Here is a 20,940-nt window from a genome sequence, read left to right as displayed (position 1 = left end):
ACCGGTAAGCTGCCTGTCATGCAACTGGCCCTGCAGATCACCCTGGTGGTCACCAGCATCCTGGTGGTGCTTCTGGTGCTGCTGCACCGCGCCAAGGGTGGCGGCCTGTCGACGCTGTTCGGCGGCGGCGTGCAGTCCAGCCTGTCCGGGTCGACGGTGGTGGAGAAGAACCTCGACCGGCTGACGCTGTTCATCACCGGCATCTGGCTGGTCTGCATCGTCGGCATGGCCCTGCTGGTCAAGTACCGCTGAATCCGCCCCGGGTTGCGGCCGCCGACCCCGCCTAACGCGTCCTCGCCTCCGGGGTTTCGCCCGACTCGGCGCGGTCGATGCCGCTGCGGACGTCGCCGGCCCGGTTTTCGTCGCGTGACAGATCGAGGCGCTCGGACGACCGCAGTTGCCACGGCACGCTGGTGACCATCACGCCGGGCTCGAACAGCAACCGTCCCTTGAGCCGCAAGGAGCTCTGGTTGTGCAACAGGTTCTCCCACCAACGGCCGACGACGTATTCGGGGATGTACACGTTGATGACGTCGCGGGGCCCGCTCTTTCGCAGCCGCTTGATGTAATCGATCACGGGACGGGTGACCTCCCGGTAGGGCGACTCGATGACCTTCAGCGGAACATCGACCCTCAGCTTCGCCCAATCCTCGACCAGCGCGGTGGTATCGGGTTGGTCGACCTTGACGGTCAACGCGGTCAGGGTGTGCGGGTTGGTGGCCCGGGCGAACATCACCGCGCGCAAGGTTGGCTTGTGCCAACTCGATACCAGCACGATGGCATGCACTCGGCTCGGCCTGATCTGCTCGTCTTCGTCCGCGATGCGTAGTTCGGAGCCGACGGTCGAGTAATGCTTTCTTATTCCCTGCATCACGAGGCACAGCACCGGGATCGCGATCACCACCAGATAAGCGCCGTGCGTGAATTTGGTGACCATCACCACCACCAAGACCACACCGGTGAAACATGCGCCCAGCGCGTTGATGGCCCGGGCGCGGTTGATCCTCAATCTTTGTGCGCGGTTGTCGGCGTCGCGCAGTATCCGATTCCAATGCCCCACCATGCCCGTTTGGCACAACGTGAAGGAGGTGAACACGCCCAGGATGTAGAGCTGGATCAGCCGGGTCGTGGAGCCGTCGAACGCATAGATCAGGCCGCCGGCGATCGCGGCGAGCAGAATGATGCCATTGGAGAACGCCAACCTGTCACCGCGGGTATGCAGTTGCCGTGGCAGATAGCGGTCTTGGGCGAGGATCGAGCCGAGCAGCGGAAACCCGTTGTAGGCGGTGTTGGCGGCCAGGATCAGGATCAACGCCGTCGCGCCCTGCAGGAAATAGAACATCACACTGTTGTTGCCGAAGACCGCCGCGGAGATCTGAGCGATCACCGTACGCTGCGGATCCCGTGTGCAATCACCGTGGAACCCGATGAGATCGCAGGTGTTTTCGACGACACGAGTGCGAGCGATCAACGCCAGCGCGGTCACGCCGACGAACATCGTGATCGCCAGTGCCCCCATGAGTGACATCGTTCGTGCCGCGTTGAGCGCCTTGGGCTTTTGGAAGGCCGGAACCCCGTTCGAGATCGCTTCAACGCCCGTGAGCGCGGTGCAGCCGGAGGAAAACGCCCGCAGCGCCAGCAAAGCGATCGCCAGCGTGTTGAGTCCGGACTGCTCAGCATGGATTCCGTAGTGAGCACTTTCCGCCTGCGGGGGGTCGCCGAGGAAGGTGCGAACCAAACCGATGACGATCATCAGCATCACGCTGGCGACGAAGGCGTATGTCGGCACCGCGAATGCCCGCCCGGACTCACGGACACCGCGAAGATTCATCGCGGTTAGCACGACAATGAAACCGATGTTGATTGCCACCCGAGACGGATTCAGTTCGGGCGCTGCCGAAATGATGTTGTCGACCCCGGCCGCGACGGACACCGCGACCGTCATGACATAGTCCACCAGCAGCGCGGCCGCCACCACCAGTCCCGCGCGTGGCCCCAGATTTCTGGAGGCGACCTCGTATGACCCGCCGCCACTGGGATAGGCCTGCACCACCTGTCGGTAGGACAGGACAACGACACCGAGCAGCAGCACCACCGCGGCCGCGATCCACGGCGCCAAGTACAGGTAGCTGAGGGCGCCGAGCGTCAGGATCAGCAGGATCTCCTGCGTTGCGTAGGCCACCGACGACAACGGGTCGCTGGCGAAGATTGCCAATGCGATGCGCTTGGGCAGCAGGGTGTGGTGCATCCGATCGCTGCGGAACGGACGGCCCACGATTAGGCGTTTGACCAGCGACGTCGGTGACGACACGCTAGGAGCGTAGTGTCATGGCCCCATGCGGGACGTGTCTCGGCCGTAGAAATTCCGTAAATTTTCGGCCCGTAACCGCCTTGGCTGCCGCACGCGTCTCGGAGCGGTGGCTACCCCGCCGGCAAGCGGACACTGAGCCTGGCCCCGATACTGGAACCCATGGCTGAGGCTCCCGACACCGCGCTGGAACCGATCGGTGCCGTGCAACGCACCCGGGTCGGACGCGAGGCGACCGAGCCGATGCGGGCCGACATCCGGCTGCTGGGCGCCATCCTGGGCGACACCGTCCGCGAGCAGAACGGCGACGAGGTCTTCGACCTCGTCGAGCGCGCCCGGGTGGAATCGTTCCGCGTGCGGCACTCCGAGATCGACCGGGCCGAGATGGCGCGGATGTTCGCCGGGCTCGACATCCACCGGGCGATCCCCGTCATCCGCGCGTTCAGCCACTTCGCGCTGCTGGCCAACGTGGCCGAGGACATCCACCGCGAGCGCCGGCGCGCCGTCCACGTCAAGGCCGGCGAGCCGCCGCAGGACAGCACCCTGGCCGCGACCTACGCGAAACTCGACCGCGCCCGGCTGGATTCGGCCACGGTCGCCGAGGCGCTGCGGGGGGCTCTGGTGTCGCCGGTGATCACCGCGCATCCCACCGAGACCCGCCGGCGCACCGTCTTCGTCACCCAGCACCGCATCACCCAGCTGATGCGGCTGCACGCCGAGGGCCACGTCGAGACCGACGACGGCCGCAGCATCGAGTTCGAGCTGCGGCGCCAGGTCCTGACGCTGTGGCAGACCGCGCTGCTGCGGCTGTCCCGGCTGCAGATCACCGACGAGATCGAGGTGGGCCTGCGCTATTACCCCGCCGCGTTCTTCACGGTGATACCCAAGCTGAACGCCGAGGTTCGCGATGCGCTGCAGGCCCGGTGGCCCGACGCCGACCTGCTACCCGGGCCGATCGTGCAGCCGGGCTCCTGGATCGGCGGCGACCGCGACGGCAACCCCAACGTGACCGCCGACGTGGTCCGCGAGGCCACCGGCAGCGCCGCGTTCACGGCGCTGTCGCACTACCTGAGCGAGCTAACCTGGGTGCGGACATCAATGCGGCGATCAATGCGGTGTTGACGGGTAACCTGGCCTCTACGGCCCCGCCGCGGTGCCCAACTACGTCATCTCGATGTGCCGCTCGGTCTCCGACGTCCTGGAGACCGCGATCCTGCTCAAGGAGGCGGGCCTGTTGGACGCGACCGGCCCGGAACCCTATTGCCCCGTGGGCATTTCGCCGCTCTTCGAAACCATCGAAGACCTGCACAACGGCGCGGAGATCCTGCGCGCGATGCTGGAACTTCCCGTCTACCGCGCGATGGTCGACGCCCGCGGGGGGCGCCAGGAGGTGATGCTCGGCTACTCGGATTCCAACAAGGACGGCGGGTATCTGGCCTCCAGCTGGGCGGTCTACCGGGCCGAGCTGGCCCTGGTCGAGGTCGCCCGCAAGAGCCGAATTCGGTTGCGGCTCTTCCACGGTCGCGGCGGCACGGTCGGGCGCGGCGGCGGCCCGAGCTACCAGGCGATCCTGGCCCAGCCGCCGGGCGCGGTGGGCGGCTCGCTGCGGCTCACCGAGCAGGGCGAGGTGATCGCCGCCAAGTACGCCGAGCCGCAGCTGGCGCGCCGCAACCTGGAAAGCCTGGTGGCCGCCACGCTGGAGTCCACGCTGCTGGATGTCGAGGGCCTGGGCGACGCGGCGGATCCGGCGTACGCGGTGCTCGACGAGGTGGCGGACCTGGCGCACCGCGCCTACGCCGAATTAGTCCATGACACACCGGGTTTCGTCGAATATTTCAAGGCTTCCACCCCGGTCAGCGAGATCGGGTCGCTGAACATCGGCAGCCGGCCGACGTCGCGCAAGCCGACGGAGTCGATCTCGGACCTGCGGGCCATCCCGTGGGTGCTGGCCTGGAGCCAGTCGCGGGTGATGCTGCCGGGGTGGTACGGCACGGGATCGGCGTTCGAGCAGTGGATCAAGGAGGGGCCCGAGAGCGAGGCCGAGCGGGTCCAGACGCTGCACGAGCTGTACGAGCGGTGGCCGTTCTTCCGCAGCGTGCTGTCCAATCTGGCTCAGGTGCTGGCCAAGACCGATATGGGCCTGGCCGCGCGCTACGCCGAGCTGGTGGCCGACGAGGAATTGCGGCACCGGGTCTTCGACAAGATCGTCGACGAGCACCGGCGCACGATCGAGATGCACAAGCTCATCACGGGCCAGGACGACCTGCTGGCCGACAACCCGGCGCTGGCGCGTTCGGTGTTCAACCGCTTCCCCTACCTCGAACCGCTCAACCACCTGCAGATGGAGTTGCTGCGCCGGTACCGCTCGGGCGACGACGACGAACTCGTCCAGCGCGGCATCCTGCTGACGATGAATGGACTCGCGAGCGCGTTACGCAACAGCGGATAACGGGCATCCGGTATCGGTGTCGACCTCATCGGCGCCCGGCAACCCGCCGCCCGTCACCCCGACCGAGCTGGCGCAGAACGGCGTCTTCGAACGGGCCGCCCGAGGCGGCTACGTCGTCAACGGTCTGCTGCACCTGATCGTCGGCTACCTCGCGATCCGGATCGCCTTCGGCGCGGGCGGCACCGCCGATCAGACCGGGGCCCTGGCGGCGCTGGCGGCCAAGCCCGGCGGCCCGATCGCGCTGTGGGTCGCCGCCGGCGCCCTGCTGACGATGGGCCTGTGGCGGCTCGTCGAGACGGCACTGGGCCGGTCGAGCGACCGCAGGACCGACGGCGCGTCGTCGGGCACGTGGGACCGGGCCAAGGCGCTGGGCCTGGCCGCGGTCTACCTGGCGTTCGCCTACTCGGCGTTCGGATTCGCCCGCGGCGCCGGAAGGCCTGCGGACCAACAGAATTCGTCGATCAGTGCGCGCCTGATGCAGACCACCGCGGGCACCGCCGCCCTCATCGCGTGCGGGCTGATCATCGTCGCGGTCGGCGGCTACCACGTCTATAAGGGGGTGAGCCGCAACTTCGTCGACGACCTCAAGGGCAAGTCGGGGGACCTGGTGCGACGGCTCGGTGTCACCGGCTACATCGGCAAGGGCGTGGTGCTCGCGGCCACCGGCGCGCTGGTCGTCGTCGCCGCGTGCCGCTCGGAACCCAAGCGGGCCACCGGGCTGGACGGCGCGCTGAAAACCCTGGGCTCTCAGCCCTATGGCGCGGCGCTGCTGATCGCGGCCGGTCTCGGCATCATCACCTATGGCCTGTACAGCTTCGTCATGGCCCGATCCACCAGAATGTGAGCCTCAGCGATTGCGCAGCCTGTCGATGACGCCACGCACCGCGTGCTCGGTTGCCGACAGCGGCGTCATCATGGTCTCGCCGACCTTCATCATGTCGTCGACGCGATGGACGATCGCCTCGAGGGGCTCGACCAGCACGATGAGCCGCCGCGCCAGATCGTCGAGGCTGGACAGCGTGCCGTCCAGGTGATCCAGGCCCTTCTCCATGCGCTCGACCGTGGCGTTGAGGGCCGAGAGCGAACTGTTGAGCTCGGTCATCGTCCTGCTCAGGCCGTCGAGGACATCCTCGACCTGCTCCACCGTCTTGTCGGCGTTCAGCGCCGCCTGGGTGAGCGTCTTGATGCGGCTCCGCTCGTGCCCGCCGCGCACGGTTCTGTCTGCCATGCGGGCAATTATCCCCCAGGGCGGGCGGGAAGTTCAGCCGCGGCTTCCTCGTCGAGCAGCCAGAGCGTGAGCTCGCTCCCGACGGCGCCGGCCGCGGGAACCGAGACCGGCGGGGCGCCGCCGATCGCGGCGGCCACCGCGTCGGCCTTCTCCGAACCGGACACCATCAGCCAGACCTCGCGGGAACGCTGAACGGCGGGCAGCGTCAACGTGATTCGCTGCGGAGGCGGCTTGGGGGAATCCTCCACGGCGACCACCATCCGGGTGGCCTCCAGGACGGCCGGGGTGTCGGGGAACAGCGAGTTGACGTGGCCCTCCGGCCCCATCCCGAGCAGGTGCACGTCGAAAGTCGGCACCGGCTGGCCGGATTCGGCGTTGGCCGCCAGCAATTGCTCGTAGGCCAGGGCCGCGGCCGCCAGGTCGGTGCCGAACTCGCCGTCGCTGGCCGGCATCGTGTGCACGTGGCTCGACGGGATGTCGATGTGGTCGAGCAACGCCTCGCGCGCCTGCTTGTCGTTGCGCTCGTCGTCGTCCTCGGGCACGTAGCGTTCGTCGCCCCAGAACAGGTGCACCGTCGACCAGTCGATCTCGCGTCCCGCCGTCGCCAGCGACCGCAGCAACCCGATGCCGTTGCTGCCGCCGGTCAGCACGACAAGCGCCCGGCCCCGCGCCGCCGCGGCGGCCTCGATCGCGTCGACGAGTCGCCGGGCGGCCGCGCCGACCAGAGCCTCACTGTCCGGGAATACCTCGATCTCGGTGCTCACACGTATTGCACCTTCTCGATTCCCTCCAGCGCCGTCTGGTAGATCTCGTCGGCATCCAGCCGCCGCAGGTCCTCGGCGAGGCATTCGCCGGTTTCCCTGCGCGGCAACGGAACCAATGCGTCGGGTCTGGCCGAGCGGCTCAGCGTGGCCGTCCTGCCGTCCTGCGGGCGGCTCAACACGATGGTCTCGCTCTTGCGGGACAACTCCACCTTCAGCTCCCCGACCGCGCGGCGCACCGGGCCGTCGATCCGGCTGGCCAGCCAGCCCGCGAGAATGTCAAGCGCCGGTTCGTTTCTCAGCCCGGACACCAGTGCCGACTCGATCGGTTCGTGCGGCGGCTGGTCGACCGCGGAGGTGAGCAGCGCGCGCCAATAGGTGATGCGCGCCCAGCACAGATCGGTGTCCCCGGCGGTGTCCCCGCCGAGCCGGCTCTTGATCGCCGCCAGCGGGTCGACGGCGTTGGTGGCGTCGGTGATCCGCCGGATCGCCAGCTTGCCCAACGGGTTTCGGGCGGGCACGGCCGGGGCGACGTCGGGCCACCAGGCCACCACCGGGATGTCCGGGAGGAGGAAGGGCATCACCACGCTGGCGGCGTGCGCGGACAACGGCCCGGACAGCCGCAGGATCACCACCTCGCTGGCGCCGGTGTCGCCGCCCGCGCGCAGTTGCGCGTCCAGACGGGCCTCGTCGGAGTACGGGTCGCCCCGCATCGACACGATGATCCGGCTCGGGTGTTCGTGGCTGGCGTCGTTGGCCGCTTCGAGGGACTCCTCGAGCACCTCTTCGCTGTCGGGGGCGATGATCAGGGTCAGCACCCGGCCCATCGTGACGGCGCCGGCCTTCTCCCGCAGTTCGTCGAGCTTCTTGGTGACCGCGTTGGTCGTGGTGTCCTCCAGGTCGACGATCATGGGCGCCGCCATTCCCTTCCGGTGCGGCGCAGCATGTCAAACGACGACTGCGGCCCCCAGGTCCCGGCCTCGTACGGCTCCGGCTTACCGCTTTCGGCCCAGTTGTCGAGAACGGGATCGAGTATCTGCCAAGCCAATTCGACCTCCTCGTTGACCGGAAACAGGGACGGCTCACCGAGCAGCACGTCGAGGATCAGCTGTTCGTAAGCCTCCGGGGACTCGTCGGCGAACGCCGAGCCGTAGGAGAAGTCCATGTTGACGTCGCGCACCTCCATCGCGGTGCCCGGCACCTTGGAGCCGAACCGCAGCGTGACGCCCTCGTCGGGCTGGATCCGGATGACCATGGCGTTGGTGCCCAGCTCGTCGGTCATGGTGGCGTCGAAGGGCAGGTGCGGTGCGCGTTTGAAGATGAGGGCGATCTCGGTCACCCTGCGGCCCAACCGCTTACCCGTGCGCAGGTAGAACGGCACACCGGCCCAGCGGCGGGTGTCGATCTCCAGCGTGATCGCGGCGAACGTCTCGGTCTTGGAGTCCTTGGCGAAGCCCTCTTCGTCCAGCAGCCCGACCACCTTCTGGCCGCCCTGCCAGCCGGCGGTGTACTGGCCCCGGCTGGTGGTCTCGTCGAGCGGCTCGGCGAGCTGGGTTGCCGAGAGCACCTTGATCTTCTCCGCCTGCAGCGCAGCGGGATTGAAGCTGACCGGCTCTTCCATCGCGGTCAGCGCGAGCAGCTGCATCAGGTGGTTCTGGATGACGTCGCGGGCCGCGCCGATGCCGTCGTAGTAGCCGGCCCGACCGCCCAGCCCGATGTCCTCGGCCATGGTGATCTGCACGTGGTCGACGTAGTGCGCGTTCCAGATCGGATCGAACAGCTGGTTGGCGAATCGCAGCGCCAGGATGTTGCGGACGGTTTCCTTGCCCAGGTAATGGTCGATGCGGAAGACCGATTCCTCCGGGAAGACCGCGTTCACCGCCTGATTCAGGGCCTGCGCGCTCGCCAGGTCGTGGCCGAACGGTTTCTCGATGACCACCCGGCTCCACCGGTCGCCCTGCGGACGCGCCAGCCCCGACTTGTAGAGCTGCTCGCACACCACCGGGAACGACTTGGGCGGGATCGCCAGGTAGAAGGCGTGGTTACCGCCCGTGCCGCGCTCGGCGTCCAGCTTCTCCAACGCCTCGGCGAGCCGGGAGAACGACTCGTCGTCATCGAAGGATCCGTTCACGAAACGGAATCCCTCGGCCAGGCGCTCCCAGTTCTCCTCCCGGAACGGCGTGCGGCAGTGCTCCTTGACCGCCTTGTAGACCACCTGACCGAAATCCTCGGTGTCCCAGTCCCGGCGCGCGAAGCCCACCAGGGAGAAGGTCGGCGGCAGCAGACCGCGGTTGGCCAGGTCATAGATGGCGGGCATCACCTTCTTGCGGGCCAGGTCGCCGGTGACGCCGAAGATCACCATCCCGCACGGGCCGGCGATCCTGGGCAGCCGCTTGTCGCGCTTGTCCCGGAAGGGGTTATGCCATTGTGCGGATTTGCTAGGGCTCATTTGGCCGCGGAACCCAGCTGCTTCTGGGTCTCCTCCAGCAGCTCCGTCCAGGAATCCACGAACTTCTCGACGCCCTCGTCCTCCAGCACCCTGAACACGTCGGTCAGGTCGATCCCGATTTCCGCCAGCTTGTCGAACAGCTCCTGGGCGGCGCCCGCGGTGCCCGTGACGGTGTCGCCGGTGATCTCGCCGTGGTCGGCCACGGCGTCGATCGTCTTCTCCGGCATGGTGTTCACCGTGTGCGGGGCGACCAGCTCGGTGACGTACAGGGTGTCGGAGTAATCCGGGTTCTTGACGCCGGTCGACGCCCACAGCGGGCGCTGCACACGGGCCCCGTCGGCCTTGAGCGCCTGGTAGCGGTCGCCGCCCTCGAAGACTTCCTGGTAGGCCGCGTAGGCCAGGCGGGCGTTGGCCACACCGGCCTTGCCGCGCAGCCCGTTGGCCTCCTCGCTGCCGATCTTCTCCAGCCGCTTGTCGATCTCGGTGTCCACCCGGGAGACGAAAAACGATGCCACCGAATGGATCTTGGAGATGTCGTGGCCGGCCTCGCGCGCCTTCTCCAGGCCCTCGAGGTAGGCGTCCATCACCTGGCGGTGCCGTTCGACCGAGAAGATGAGCGTGACGTTGACCGAAATGCCTTCCGCGAGAACCGCGGTGATGGCGGGGATGCCGGCCTTGGTCGCCGGGATCTTGATGAACAGGTTGGGCCGGTCGACGATCTTCCAGAGCTCGACCGCCTGCGCGGTCGTCTTCTCCGTCTCGGCGGCCAGCCGCGGGTCGACCTCGATGGACACCCGGCCATCCACCCCGTCGGAGGCCTCCCACTGCGGCCTCAGCACGTCGCACGCGTTGCGGACGTCGTCGGTGGTCACCGTGCGGATGGTGGCGTCGACGTCGGCGCCGCGCTCGGCCAGTTCGGAGATCTGGTCGTTGTAGGTGTCGCTGTCGGCGAGGGCCTTCTGGAAGATCGACGGGTTGGTGGTGACGCCGACGACGCACTTGGTGTCGATCAGCTCCTGCAGATTGCCCGACTGCAATCGTTGCCGCGATAGGTCATCGAGCCACACGGATACGCCCGCGGCGGACAGCGCCGCCAGGTTGGGGTTCTGACCGGCCATGTGAACCACCCTCTCTCAGTTATCGACGACCTGCTCCGCGGCGGCAGCGACGGCCTCAGGTGTGAAGCCGAATTCACGGAACAGGGTCTTGTAGTCGGCCGACTCGCCGTAGTGCTCGATCGACACGATTCGTCCGGTGTCGCCCACCAGCTTGTGCCACGACTGCGCGATCCCGGCCTCGACGGCGACCCGCGCCGACACCGACGGCGGCAGCACGCTGTCGCGGTAGTCCTCCGGCTGGGACTCGAACCACTCCACACACGGCATCGACACCACCCGGGCGACAATGTCCTTGTCGGCCAACAGCTTCTGCGCGCCCACCGCCAGCTGCACCTCGGAGCCGGTGGCGATCAGCACGACGTCGGGCTCGTCGCCGCCGTCCTCGCCCAGGATGTAGCCGCCGCGGGCAACGCCGTCGAGGCTCGTGCCCTCGAGCACCGGGACGCCCTGCCGGGTCAGGATCAGCCCGACCGGGCCGCTGCCGTTGCCGCGGGCCAGGACCGTGCGCCACGCGTAGGCCGTCTCGTTGGCGTCCGCCGGTCGCACGACCGATAGCTTGGGGATGGCGCGCAGCGCCGCGAGGTGCTCGATCGGCTGGTGCGTGGGGCCGTCCTCGCCGAGGCCGATCGAGTCGTGCGTCCACACGTAGATGGTGTCGATGTCCATCAGCGCGGCGAGCCGCACCGCCGGGCGCATGTAGTCGGAGAACTGCAGGAACGTCCCGCCGTACGCCCGGGTCGGGCCGTGCAGCACGATGCCCGAAAGGATCGATCCCATCGCGTGTTCACGAACCCCGAAGTGCAATGTGCGGCCGTACCAGTGCGCGGTGTAGTCCTTCGTCGAAATCGACGGCGGCCCAAAGGAGTCCACGCCGTCCATCGTCGTGTTGTTGCTGCCCGCGAGGTCGGCCGAACCGCCCCACAGCTCGGGCAGCTTCGGGCCCACCGCGCTCAGCACCTTGCCGGACGCCGCACGGGTGGCCAGCGGCTTGTCTTCCGGCGTCCAGGTCGGGATGTCGGCGTCCCATCCTTCGGGCAGCTCTTCGGCCGTCAGCCGGTCCAGCAGTGCCTTGCGCTCGGGTTCGCGTTGCGCCCACGCGTCGAACTCGGTCTGCCACTTCTCGTGGGCTTCCTTGCCGCGGTCGACCAGCTTGCGGGTGTGGGCGATCACCTCGTCGCGCACCTCGAACGTCTTGTCGGGGTCGAAGCCCAGCTCCCGCTTGACGGCCGCCACCTCGTCGTCGCCCAGGGCGGCGCCATGTGCCTTGCCGGTGTTCATCAGGTGGGGGGCGGGATAGCCGATGATGGTGCGCAGTTCGATGAACGACGGCCGGTCGGTGACGGCCTTGGCGTTGGCGATCGCCTCCTCGATGCCGACGACGTTCTCGCCGCCCTCCACCCGCTGCACGTGCCAGCCGTAGGCCTCGTAGCGGGCGGCGGTGTCCTCGCACAGCGCGATGTGGGTGTCGTCTTCGATCGAGATCTCATTGTGGTCGTAGAAGACGATGAGGTTGCCCAGCTGCTGCACGGCCGCCAGCGACGACGCCTCGGACGTCACGCCCTCTTCGATGTCGCCATCGGAGGCGATCACATAGATGAAGTGGTCGAACGGGCTGGTGCCCGGTTCGGCGTCGGGATCGAACAGCCCGCGCTCGTAGCGCGACGCCATCGCCATGCCCACCGCCGACGCCAGGCCCTGACCCAGGGGCCCGGTGGTGATCTCCACGCCCTTGGTGTGCCGGAACTCCGGGTGACCGGGCGTCTTGGAGCCCCAGGTGCGCAGCGCCTCGATGTCGGACAGATCCAGGCCGAACCCGCCCAGGTACAGCTGGATGTACAGGGTCAGGCTGCTGTGGCCGCAGGACAGGACGAACCGGTCGCGGCCCAGCCAGTACACGTCGCTGGGGTCGTGGCGCATCGCTCGCTGGAACAACGTGTAGGCCAGCGGCGCCAGGCTCATCGCGGTCCCGGGGTGCCCGTTGCCGACCTTCTGCACCGCGTCGGCGGCCAGCACCCGGATCGTGTCGACGGCCGCGGAGTCGATCTCGGTCCAGTCGTCGGGGAGGTGCGGTTGGGTCAGCGTGGAGATCTCTTCGAGTGTCGTCACAGACTCTGTCCTTGGGTCATCGAGCGTCCTTGGGTCATCGAGCTGATCAATCCCACCCTAGTGCGGGAGTACGGGCTTACGCAGTGCAGGTTGTCGGATACCCCACGCGGGGCCCCCCGAAAAACTGTGAAAACACTCGCTCGTTGCCGGCGCTTTGCATTCCGTTCGGAAATGCCGGAAGAATCGTCGTTGGATGGACCCTGCGGGCACGCCGGTGCCGGAGCGCCGTCTACCATCGTGCGTAGTAGTCGCTGCGCGCCAGTGCGATCCCGAGGAGTTGATGCGTGAGCGTTCGCGGGCGCGTCGCCCCCAGCCAGGTACCGGCCCGGTTGCCGGGCCGGGTACGGGGCACGGTGCTGGCCTACCTGGCGCTGACCAAGCCCCGGGTCATCGAACTGCTGCTCGTCACGGCGATTCCCGCGATGCTGCTGGCCCACCGAGGCGGTGTGCAACCGCTGCTGATCGTCAACACGTTGATCGGCGGGATGCTGGCCGCCGGCGGCGCCAACACGCTCAATTGCGTGGCCGACGCCGACATCGACAAGGTGATGAAGCGCACGGCCCGCCGGCCGCTGGCGCGCGCGGCCGTCCCGACCCGCAACGCGCTGGTGTTCGGGTTGCTGCTCACCGCGGTGTCGTTCTGCTGGCTGTGGTGGACGACGAACCTGCTGTCCGGGCTGCTGGCGATGGCGACCGTCGCGTTCTACGTGTTCGTCTACACGCTGTTCCTCAAGCGCCGCACGCCGCAGAACGTGGTGTGGGGCGGGGCGGCCGGCTGCATGCCGGTGATGATCGGCTGGTCGGCGGTGACCGGCACGATCGGCTGGCCCGCGCTGGCGATGTTCGCGGTCATCTTCTTCTGGACGCCACCGCACACCTGGGCGCTGGCCATGCGCTACAAGGACGACTACCGGGCGGCCGGCGTCCCGATGCTGCCGGCCGTGGCGACCGAGCGTCAGGTCACCAAGCAGATCCTCATCTACACGTGGCTGACGGTGCTCGCGACGCTGGTGCTGGCGCTGGCCGCGGGTTGGCTGTACGCGGCGGTCGCCGTGGCGGCCGGGGTGTGGTTCCTGGCGATGGCCCACCAGCTCTACGCCGGCGTTCGCGCGGGCGAGCCGGTCAAGCCGCTGCGGTTGTTCCTGCAGTCGAACAACTACCTGGCGGTGGTCTTCTGCGCGCTGGCCGTCGACTCCGCGATCGGGCTGCCGACGCTGTTCTGACCCGGCGCCGAAGCCTCATCCGCCACAGGCGTTCCCGCCGGGAGGTGGCACTGTTTGTGCCCGCCTCATAGCGACAATTCTTCTCCGGCAGCCGGATTGTCGCTGTGAGGCGGGCAAACAGGCACACTCCTCCGCCGGCGAGACGCGGGTGACTTCCGTGCAGCAGGTCAGGGGAGCAGCACGATCGACCCCGTGGTCTTGCGGCCCTGCAGGTCTCGGTGAGCCTGGGCCGCCTCGGCGAGCGGGTACCGCCCGCCGACCTCGACCGTGATGTCCCCGCCGGTGATCGCGTCGAACAGTTCGGTGGCGCGCCAGGTGAATTCGTCGCCGGTGCGGACGAAGTGCGCCAGCGACGGCCGGGTCAGGAACACCGAGCCCGCGGCGTTGAGTCGCTGCGGATCGAACGGCGGCACGGGTCCGCTGGCGGCGCCGAACAGCGCCAGGGTCCCGCGGACGGCGAGGCTGGCCAGGCTGGCGTCGAACGTCGTCGCGCCGACGCCGTCGTACACCGCCTGCACGCCGGCGCCGCCCGTCAGCTCGCGGACCCGCTGCCCGAACCGCTCGGCGTCGTCGGGGTAGTCCAGCACCTCGTCGGCGCCCGCCTGCCGCGACATCCGGGCCTTCTCCGGGGTGGAGACCGTGGTGATCACGCGGACGCCGAGGGAGGTGGCCCACTGCGTGAGGATCAGGCCCACCCCGCCGGCGCCGGCGTGCACGAGGACGGTGTCGCCGCGCTGCACCGGATACACCGACTTCAGCAAATAGTGCGCGGTCAGGCCCTTCAGCAGCACCGACGCCGCCGCGTCCGAGCTTACGGCGTCCGGCACCTTGACCGTCAAAAACGCTGGGGCCGTTGAGAACTCGGCATATGCCCCGGACGCCGCTGCGGTCAGCACCCGGTCACCCTCGGTGAAACCGTCGACCCCCTCGCCGGTGGCGGCCACCCTGCCGCACACCTCCGATCCCAGGATGAACGGCAACGACCGCGGATAGTGCCCGGACCGGAAGTAGGTGTCGATGTAGTTGACGCCGATCGCCTCGGCCCTGATCAGCACCTCGCCGGCGCCGGGGGTGGGCTCGGGCGCCTCGACGTAGCGCAGGACTTCGGGACCGCCGGTTTCGCCGACTTCGATTGCGTGCATGTGGATATCATGCCCGGGCATGAAGCTGGCCCGCCCGGACGTCTTCCATCCCCGCATCGTGCTGGCGGCCTGCCGAGGGCTGATCGCAGGTGATCCCGACGACGCGGGGCTCGTCGGCGCTTTGCGACGGCGCGGCCTGCACGCCCGTTGGCTGGCGTGGGACGACCCGCAGACCAGCCGCGCGGACCTGGTGATCCTGCGCGCGACCCGCGACTACGCCGAGCGGCTCGACGAGTTCCTGGCCTGGACCACCCGAATGCGCAACGTGCTGAACGCGCCCGCCGTCGTCGCCTGGAACGCCGGGCGGGGCTACCTCGGCGACCTGGCCGACGCGGGGGTGCCGACGGTGCCCGGTGAGGCCTTCGGGCCCGGTGAGCCGATCCGCTGGCCGCGCACCGGGGCGGTCTACGTCGGCGGGACCGTCGGCACCGGGACCCGCCGCTGCGACGACCGGCCTACCGCCAAGGCCTACGCCGCCGGCCTGCACGCGGCCGGTCGCGGCGTGTTCGTGCAGCCGGGCGGGCGGGGCGAAGAGACGGTGCTGGTCTTCCTCGGGGGCAGCCCGTCGCACGCGCTGCCGCACGCGGAGCCCGACCTGGAGGTGTGGGACGTGGGCGCGGCGGCGTTGGCCGCGGCCGCCGCCCGGGTGGGCGTCGAGGTCGGCGAATTGCTGTATGCGAGTGCGCATCTGGTGGGCAACCGGCTGCTGGACCTGCAGCTGGTGGACCCGTCGCTGCAGTGGGGACGCTTGGACCCGGGGGCCCGCGACCTCGCCCAGCGCGATTTCGCGCTGGCGGTGGAGTCAGCCCTCGAGCGGCTGGGCCTCGGACCGTTCTCGCATCGAGGCCCATAGCGCCGCGGTCGCCGCCGTACACCCACGTGCACCGCGACCAGGGCGGCGGGCACGCCGGTGAAGTACTGCGCGGTGCCGACGGCGGCCTGCGCAACGAGCAGGGCGAGGAGCACGCCCAGGCGCAGCAGGATGGGCCGCGCCGCACCGACCGCCAGCAACCCGGAGCCCAGCCCGACCAGCAGCGCCAGGTAGGCGACCAGCAGCGACGAATGCGCGTGCACCAGCGTCGCGACCTCGATTTTCAGCCGCGGCACCGTCCGGCTGGCGCTGCGGTCGCCCGCGTGCGGTCCGGCGGCCGTCACCAGCGTGCCGGTCACCAGCACTGCGGCCAGATTCAGTCCGGTGAGCGCGGTCAGCGCGCGCAGCGGCCGGGCCACCAGCGGGTGCACCGCCCCGGCGTCCGGTTCGCCGATCTTGACGTAGAGCAGGACCGACAGCCAGACCATCGCCATCGACGTCAGCAAGTGGATCGCGACCGTCCACCACAACAGGCCGGTGCGCACGGTGATGCCGCCGATCACGGCCTGCACCACGGTCGACGCCGGCATCAGCCACGCGTACAGGAGAACCTCCGCGCGCCGCCGGGCCCGCGTCACGGCCAGCACCGCCAGCGCCGCGGCGATCACCACCGCGATGCTGATCAGCCGGTTGCCGAACTCCACGGCCTGGTGGATGCGGGGCACCTCGGCGTGGGCCACCGGGGTGAAGCTGCCGGGAAAGCACTGCGGCCAGGTGGGGCAGCCCAGGCCCGACGCCGTGACGCGCACGATCGCGCCGGTGACCGCGATGCCGCCCTGGGTGAGGATCACCAGCGCCGCGATCGATCGCTGGACGCGCAGGCTGGGATAGGGGAGCAGGTCCACCAGCCGCATCAGGGCTCGTCTCACCGCACCGATCGTAGGCCAGCGACAACTACCGTCTGTAGTACGGGCCCGCGATCACCGAGACTTGCACCACGTACACCCGTGTCGGCGTGTCGTGTGCGTGGTGCACGTGTCGCGGCAGCCTGGCCGGGCCGGCCGTTAGGTGAACCGGAACCAGCGCAGCGCGGCCAGCGCCGCGAGCGTGCCCCAGGCGGCCAGGACGACGATCCCGAACCAGTCCACCGACAGGCTCATCGCCTGCGAGAGCGCCTCGGTCAGCGCGCCCGACGGGGTGATCCGCGCGGCCCACTTGATCGCCGCGGGGATCATCTTCGTCTCCAGCGTCAGCGCGCCGAGGCCGGCGAACACGAACCACATCAGGTTGGCGACCGCCAGCACGATCTCGGCGCGCAGCGTCCCGCCGAGCAGCAGGCCCAGGGCCGCAAAACCCGCCGTGCCCAGCGCGATGACGGCCGCGCCCAGCGCCAGCGCCGCCGGGGCGGGACGCCAGCCCAGGGCAAACCCTATGCCGCCCAAAATGATTGCCTGAAGAAACACGACGGCGACCACCGCCATCGACTTGCCCGCGATGATCCCCCAGACGGGCAACGGGGTGGCGCCCAGCCGCTTGAGCGCGCCGTAGCGGCGGTCGAACGCCACGGCGATCGCCTGCCCGGTGAACGCGGTGGAGATCACCGCCAGCGCCATGATCACGGGCACGAACGTCGCGGCCCGGTTGCCGCCGAACGAGCCCAGCGGCAACAGCGTCAGCCCGACCAGCAGCGTGATCGGGATGAACATGGTGAGCAGCAGTTGTTCGCCGTTGCGCAGCAGCAACTTCAGCTCCAGGCCGAATTGGGCGGCGAGCATCCGCGGGACGGCATTGGGCCGCGGGTCGGGCGTGAAAGTGCCCGCCGGGAAGACGGATTCGGTCACGGCCGCACCTTCCTGCCGGTGAGGTCGAGGAACACGTCCTCGAGGCTGCGCTGCTCGACGCGCATGTCGGTGGCCAGCACGTTGATCTGCGCGCACCACGCCGTCACGGTGGCCAGCACCTGCGGGTCGACGGCACCCTCGACCAGATACTCGCCGGGCGTGATCTCGCTGGCCCGGTAGTCCTCCGGCAGGGCGGCGGACAGCAGCGACAGGTCCAGCCGCGGCGGAGCGGTGAACCGCAACTGGTCCTTGGCGCCGGTGCGGGTGAGCTCCGCCGGTGTGCCGGCGGCCACCTGCTCGCCGTGGTCGATGATGACGATCCGGTCGGCGAGCTCCTCGGCCTCCTTGAGCTGGTGGGTGGTGAGCACCACGGTCACGCCGTCGCGGCGCAGCGCGTTGATGAGGTCCCACACCAGCAGGCGGGCGTGCGCGTCCATGCCGGCGGTGGGCTCGTCGAGGAAGACCAGTTCGGGGCGGCCCACCAGCGCGCAGGCCAGCGCGAGCCGCTGCTGCTGCCCGCCGGACAGCCGCCGGTAGGTGGTGCGGGCGGCGTCGGTGAGGCCGAGGGTGTCCAGCAGCCACGCCGGGTCCAGCGGGTCGGCGGCATAGGCGGCCACCAAGTTGAGCATCTCGCCCGCGCGCGCCGCGGGGTAGCCGCCCCCGCCCTGCAGCATCACCCCGATGCGGGCGCGCAGGCGGGCGTTGTCGGTGATTGGGTCCAGGCCCAGCACCTCGATGGTGCCGGCGTCGGGGCGAGCGAAGCCCTCGCACATCTCGACCGTCGTGGTCTTGCCGGCGCCGTTGGGACCCAGCAGCGCCAGCACCTCGGCTTCCCGCACCTCCAGGTCGAGGCCGCGCACGGCCGCGACGGGCCCGTAGTGCTTGCTGACCCCGCGCAGCCTGACGACCGTTTCGCGGGTTTTCGAGGCCGAGCTCACGTGGAATCAGCGTAGGCGTCGGCCGGGGCGGCCGGCGCCTCAGGGGAGGCGTCGGAGGCGGTCGGGCCGTCCGGGGCGGCCTCGGGCTCGGGGGGCAGGCGCCGCCACGGCAGACGCGTGTAGGTCACCGCGATGAGCGCGGCGACGATCGCGGTGCTGGCCAGCGTCGCGTCGACGATCTGGAACAGCGCGAAGCGGTCGCCGTTGGCCGTCGGGCCGAAGATGCCGACCACCAGGGTCACGATGATCGCCGCCGTGCGGAAGCCGGGGCGGGTGGCCCAGGCGGCCAGCGGAATGATGGCCCACAGCAGGTACCAGGGCTGGACGACGGGAAACAGCAGCACCGTCACGCCCAGGGCGACGCCCAGGCCGCCGATCGGATGCAGGCGGCCGCGGAAGACGGACACCAGCAGCCAGCCCACCACCACCATGATGATCAGCACGCCGATGCCACGGGTCAGCCCCAATATCGCGGTGGTGTGATCACCCAGGCCCAGCAGGATGCCCACCTGGCCGGTGCCCAGGGCCAGCAACGTCGGCGGCGACATCCAGCTGCGCACCACGTTGGCGGTGCCGAGCGTGTAGATCCAGCCGAACCCGAGACCGCTGGCCCAGCCGACGACGGCCATCACCGCCAGCGCGAGCGCCGTCATTGCGGCGCCCGACAGCAGCAGCGCCTTCAGCGTGCCGCCGCAGCGGTAAGCCAGGGCCACCGTGACGAACCCCAGCGCCAGCAGGGACGGCAGTTTCACCTGCGACGACAGTGTGATCAAGATCGCGCCGCCGATCAGCATGAGCACCGGCTCCCAGTCGGCGTCCAGCCGCCACGACGAGGGCATCAGCCGGGGCGAATCGATACCGCGCAGCGCGAACTCGGCGCCGGCCAGCATCATGCCGAGCATCAGGGCCTCGTTGTGGATGCCGGCGACCAGATGCATGATCAGCAGCGGATTGGCCGCGCCGAGCCACAGCGCGCTGACCTCCGCGACGCCGCAGCGGCGGGCCAGCCGCGGGGTCGCCCACACGATCAGGGCCACGCCGATCAGCACAACGACCCGGTGACACAGCACCGCGGCGACGATGTTCTCGCCGGTGACGACCGAGATGCCCCGCCCGATCCACAGGAACAGCGGGCCGTACGGCGCGGGCGTCTCGCGCCACAGGCTGGGCACCGAGAGCGTGAACACGTGGGACAGGCCCAGCCCGGACGCCGGACCGACCCGGTAGGGGTCGAGCCCTTCCAGCGAGATTTGGCTCTGCGCCAGGTAGGAGTAGACGTCCTTGCTGTACATCGGGGGAGCGATCAGCAGCGGCAGGATCCACAGCATCAGGGTGCGGTCCAAATCGCCGCGCGACATCTTCCTGCGGCCCAGCGCGAACCGGCCGAGCATGAGCCAGGCCAGCGCCATCATGACCGCGCCGGTCGTGGTCATCGTCAACGACACCGTCTGGATCCGCGACGGCAGGTTCAGCAACCGGACCCCGAACGTGGGGTCCTGCACGACCGGGCGGGCACCGGCGCCCAGGGCGCCGATCCCCATCAGCACGGTGCCGGTCGCGCCGAACAGCCGGGTCCGGCGGAGCGCGGTGAGTTCGGCGGCGTTCAGCGGCGAGCCCACCGCCTGCTCGTCGCCGTGCAGGCTGGCGATCGACGAGCTCAGCGAGTGGTGGCGGGCGGCCATCTGTGCAGCGTAGCGGGGACCGCCGTTTATCTACCGTGTGACCAGCGCAACTCCGGCGAAGGGGACCCTCCCTGGACCGATCCACGGAATTGCGTCACACTGGTGTTGTGAAAATCCCCGCGGCCTCGGCGCTGCCGGCCGCCCCGGTGGCGGACGGGCAGACCCGCCGCGCAATCGTACGGCTGCTGGTCGAATCGGGGTCGATCACCGCCGGCGAGATCGGCGACCGGCTCGGTATATCGGCCGCCGGTGTGCGGCGCCATCTCGACGCGCTGATCGAGGCGGGCGACGCCGAGTCGACGGCGGCGGCGGCTTGGCAGCAGGTCGGTCGCGGCCGGCCCGCCAAGCGCTACCGGCTCACCCCGGCCGGGCGGGCCAAGCTCGACCACGCCTACGACGACCTGGCGTCGGCGGCCATGCGGCAGCTGCGGGCGATCGGCGGCGAGGACGCCGTGCAAGCGTTCGCCCGGCAGCGGATCGACGCCATCCTGGCCGACGTCCCCGCCGCCCACAGCGCCGCCGACGAGGACGTCGAGGCGGCCGCCGAGCGGATTGCCGGTGCGCTGACCAACGCCGGCTACGTCGCCACCACCGCGCGCGTCGGCGGACCGATTCACGGCGTACAGATCTGCCAGCATCACTGCCCGGTGTCGCACGTCGCCGAGGAGTTCCCCGAGTTGTGCGACGCCGAACAACAGGCGATGGCCGAGGTGCTGGGCACCCACGTGCAGCGGTTGGCCACGATCGTCAACGGCAACTGCGCCTGCACCACGCACGTCCCCCTGGCACAGACATCCACCGAGGCGCCCAGCCCGCGCCGCACCACAAGCACCCAAGAAGGAGCGTCGTTGTGACGATTGAGGCAGACAAGGCCCTGGCCACCT

General features: G+C 69.4%; 16 protein-coding genes and 2 pseudogenes. 6 read left to right on the top strand and 12 right to left on the bottom strand.

From position 1 onward, the window contains the following. Positions 1–18: 18 nt before the first annotated feature. Positions 19–252, top strand: a complete 234-nt coding sequence (gene secG / locus BN971_RS17380; RefSeq protein WP_085179952.1) for a preprotein translocase subunit SecG — start codon at positions 19–21, stop codon at positions 250–252. A 31-nt stretch (positions 253–283) separates the two neighbouring features. On the opposite strand, the gene BN971_RS17375 is transcribed toward secG, so the two are convergent. Then, complete coding sequence (locus BN971_RS17375; RefSeq protein ID WP_085179953.1) at positions 284–2,311, bottom strand: APC family permease; 2,028 nt, start codon at positions 2,309–2,311, stop codon at positions 284–286. A 159-nt stretch (positions 2,312–2,470) separates the two neighbouring features. Between BN971_RS17375 and BN971_RS17370 the strand changes: the two are divergent. Both BN971_RS17370 and BN971_RS17365 read left to right on the top strand, forming a co-directional pair. Further along, positions 2,471–4,757, top strand: a pseudogene (locus BN971_RS17370) (phosphoenolpyruvate carboxylase). Positions 4,758–4,773: 16 nt separating this feature from the next. Continuing rightward, positions 4,774–5,601, top strand: coding sequence for a DUF1206 domain-containing protein (locus tag BN971_RS17365; protein WP_245836591.1), 828 nt, complete (start codon positions 4,774–4,776; stop codon positions 5,599–5,601). A 3-nt stretch (positions 5,602–5,604) separates the two neighbouring features. On the opposite strand, the gene BN971_RS17360 is transcribed toward BN971_RS17365, so the two are convergent. Genes BN971_RS17360 through tkt form a run of 6 tightly spaced genes read right to left on the bottom strand, consistent with a single transcriptional unit; the run spans position 5,605 to position 12,419 of the window. Next, positions 5,605–5,994: an ATPase gene (locus BN971_RS17360; RefSeq protein WP_090350391.1), complete on the bottom strand. Its 390-nt coding sequence runs from the start codon at positions 5,992–5,994 to the stop codon at positions 5,605–5,607. Continuing rightward, positions 5,994–6,749 (bottom strand): 6-phosphogluconolactonase, encoded by a 756-nt coding sequence (gene pgl, locus BN971_RS17355; protein ID WP_085179957.1) that lies wholly within the window; start codon positions 6,747–6,749, stop codon positions 5,994–5,996. The genes BN971_RS17360 and pgl overlap by 1 nt, the downstream gene beginning before the upstream one ends. Next, entirely contained in the window at positions 6,746–7,657 is a 912-nt protein-coding gene (gene opcA, locus BN971_RS17350; protein WP_090350472.1) for a glucose-6-phosphate dehydrogenase assembly protein OpcA, read from the bottom strand. The genes pgl and opcA overlap by 4 nt, the downstream gene beginning before the upstream one ends. Then, positions 7,654–9,195, bottom strand: coding sequence for a glucose-6-phosphate dehydrogenase (gene zwf, locus BN971_RS17345; RefSeq protein ID WP_085179958.1), 1,542 nt, complete (start codon positions 9,193–9,195; stop codon positions 7,654–7,656). The genes opcA and zwf overlap by 4 nt, the downstream gene beginning before the upstream one ends. Continuing rightward, positions 9,192–10,313, bottom strand: a complete 1,122-nt coding sequence (gene tal / locus BN971_RS17340; protein WP_085179959.1) for a transaldolase — start codon at positions 10,311–10,313, stop codon at positions 9,192–9,194. The genes zwf and tal overlap by 4 nt, the downstream gene beginning before the upstream one ends. A 15-nt stretch (positions 10,314–10,328) precedes the next feature. Beyond that, positions 10,329–12,419 (bottom strand): transketolase, encoded by a 2,091-nt coding sequence (tkt, locus tag BN971_RS17335; protein WP_085179960.1) that lies wholly within the window; start codon positions 12,417–12,419, stop codon positions 10,329–10,331. Between the two features lie 284 nt (positions 12,420–12,703). On the opposite strand from tkt, the gene BN971_RS17330 reads away from it, so the two are divergent. Next, complete coding sequence (locus BN971_RS17330; protein WP_085179961.1) at positions 12,704–13,642, top strand: heme o synthase; 939 nt, start codon at positions 12,704–12,706, stop codon at positions 13,640–13,642. 167 nt (positions 13,643–13,809) lie between these two features. Here the strand turns inward: BN971_RS17330 and BN971_RS17325 are convergent, their stop codons facing one another. Continuing rightward, a complete protein-coding gene (locus BN971_RS17325; RefSeq protein ID WP_085179962.1) occupies positions 13,810–14,784 on the bottom strand; it encodes a quinone oxidoreductase family protein in 975 nt (324 codons plus the stop codon). Positions 14,785–14,803: 19 nt separating this feature from the next. Here BN971_RS17325 and BN971_RS17320 point away from each other — a divergent pair, with 19 nt between their 5' ends. After that, entirely contained in the window at positions 14,804–15,637 is an 834-nt protein-coding gene (locus BN971_RS17320; protein WP_085179963.1) for a hypothetical protein, read from the top strand. On the opposite strand, the pseudogene BN971_RS17315 reads toward BN971_RS17320, so the two are convergent. The 4 genes and pseudogenes from BN971_RS17315 to mptB form a co-directional block, all read right to left on the bottom strand. After that, positions 15,587–16,509: pseudogene (locus tag BN971_RS17315) on the bottom strand (COX15/CtaA family protein). The gene BN971_RS17320 and the pseudogene BN971_RS17315 sit on opposite strands and share 51 nt — an antisense overlap. A gap of 150 nt (positions 16,510–16,659) precedes the next feature. Further along, the gene (locus BN971_RS17310) at positions 16,660–17,370 is read right to left on the bottom strand and encodes an ABC transporter permease (RefSeq protein WP_276010670.1); all 711 of its coding nucleotides are present in this window, start codon (positions 17,368–17,370) and stop codon (positions 16,660–16,662) included. A gap of 62 nt (positions 17,371–17,432) precedes the next feature. Further along, a complete protein-coding gene (locus BN971_RS17305) occupies positions 17,433–18,374 on the bottom strand; it encodes an ABC transporter ATP-binding protein (protein WP_085179966.1) in 942 nt (313 codons plus the stop codon). Further along, entirely contained in the window at positions 18,371–20,056 is a 1,686-nt protein-coding gene (gene mptB, locus BN971_RS17300; protein ID WP_085179967.1) for a polyprenol phosphomannose-dependent alpha 1,6 mannosyltransferase MptB, read from the bottom strand. Before mptB ends, BN971_RS17305 begins: the two co-directional genes overlap by 4 nt. 71 nt (positions 20,057–20,127) lie before the next feature. Between mptB and BN971_RS17295 the strand changes: the two genes are divergently transcribed. Next, on the top strand, positions 20,128–20,910 hold the full coding sequence (locus BN971_RS17295; protein WP_090350389.1) for a helix-turn-helix transcriptional regulator: 783 nt from the start codon (positions 20,128–20,130) through the stop codon (positions 20,908–20,910). Positions 20,911–20,940 lie beyond the last annotated feature (30 nt).

Origin of the sequence: Mycobacterium bohemicum DSM 44277, from assembly GCF_001053185.1 — a bacterium.
Taxonomy (GTDB): domain Bacteria; phylum Actinomycetota; class Actinomycetes; order Mycobacteriales; family Mycobacteriaceae; genus Mycobacterium; species Mycobacterium bohemicum.
This window is presented reverse-complemented; position numbering and strand designations above follow the sequence as displayed.

What these genes read in the sequence shown, in the direction of transcription:
- mptB (WP_085179967.1), bottom strand. Translation starts at nt 20,056, where the DNA reads ATGGCCGCCCGCCACCACTCGCTGAGCTCGTCGATCGCCAGCCTGCAC.
- secG (WP_085179952.1), top strand. Translation starts at nt 19, where the DNA reads ATGCAACTGGCCCTGCAGATCACCCTGGTGGTCACCAGCATCCTGGTG.
- BN971_RS17320 (WP_085179963.1), top strand. Translation starts at nt 14,804, where the DNA reads ATGAAGCTGGCCCGCCCGGACGTCTTCCATCCCCGCATCGTGCTGGCG.
- tal (WP_085179959.1), bottom strand. Translation starts at nt 10,313, where the DNA reads ATGGCCGGTCAGAACCCCAACCTGGCGGCGCTGTCCGCCGCGGGCGTA.
- zwf (WP_085179958.1), bottom strand. Translation starts at nt 9,195, where the DNA reads ATGAGCCCTAGCAAATCCGCACAATGGCATAACCCCTTCCGGGACAAG.
- BN971_RS17325 (WP_085179962.1), bottom strand. Translation starts at nt 14,784, where the DNA reads ATGCACGCAATCGAAGTCGGCGAAACCGGCGGTCCCGAAGTCCTGCGC.
- opcA (WP_090350472.1), bottom strand. Translation starts at nt 7,657, where the DNA reads ATGATCGTCGACCTGGAGGACACCACGACCAACGCGGTCACCAAGAAG.
- BN971_RS17310 (WP_276010670.1), bottom strand. Translation starts at nt 17,370, where the DNA reads ATGCTCGCCGCCCAATTCGGCCTGGAGCTGAAGTTGCTGCTGCGCAAC.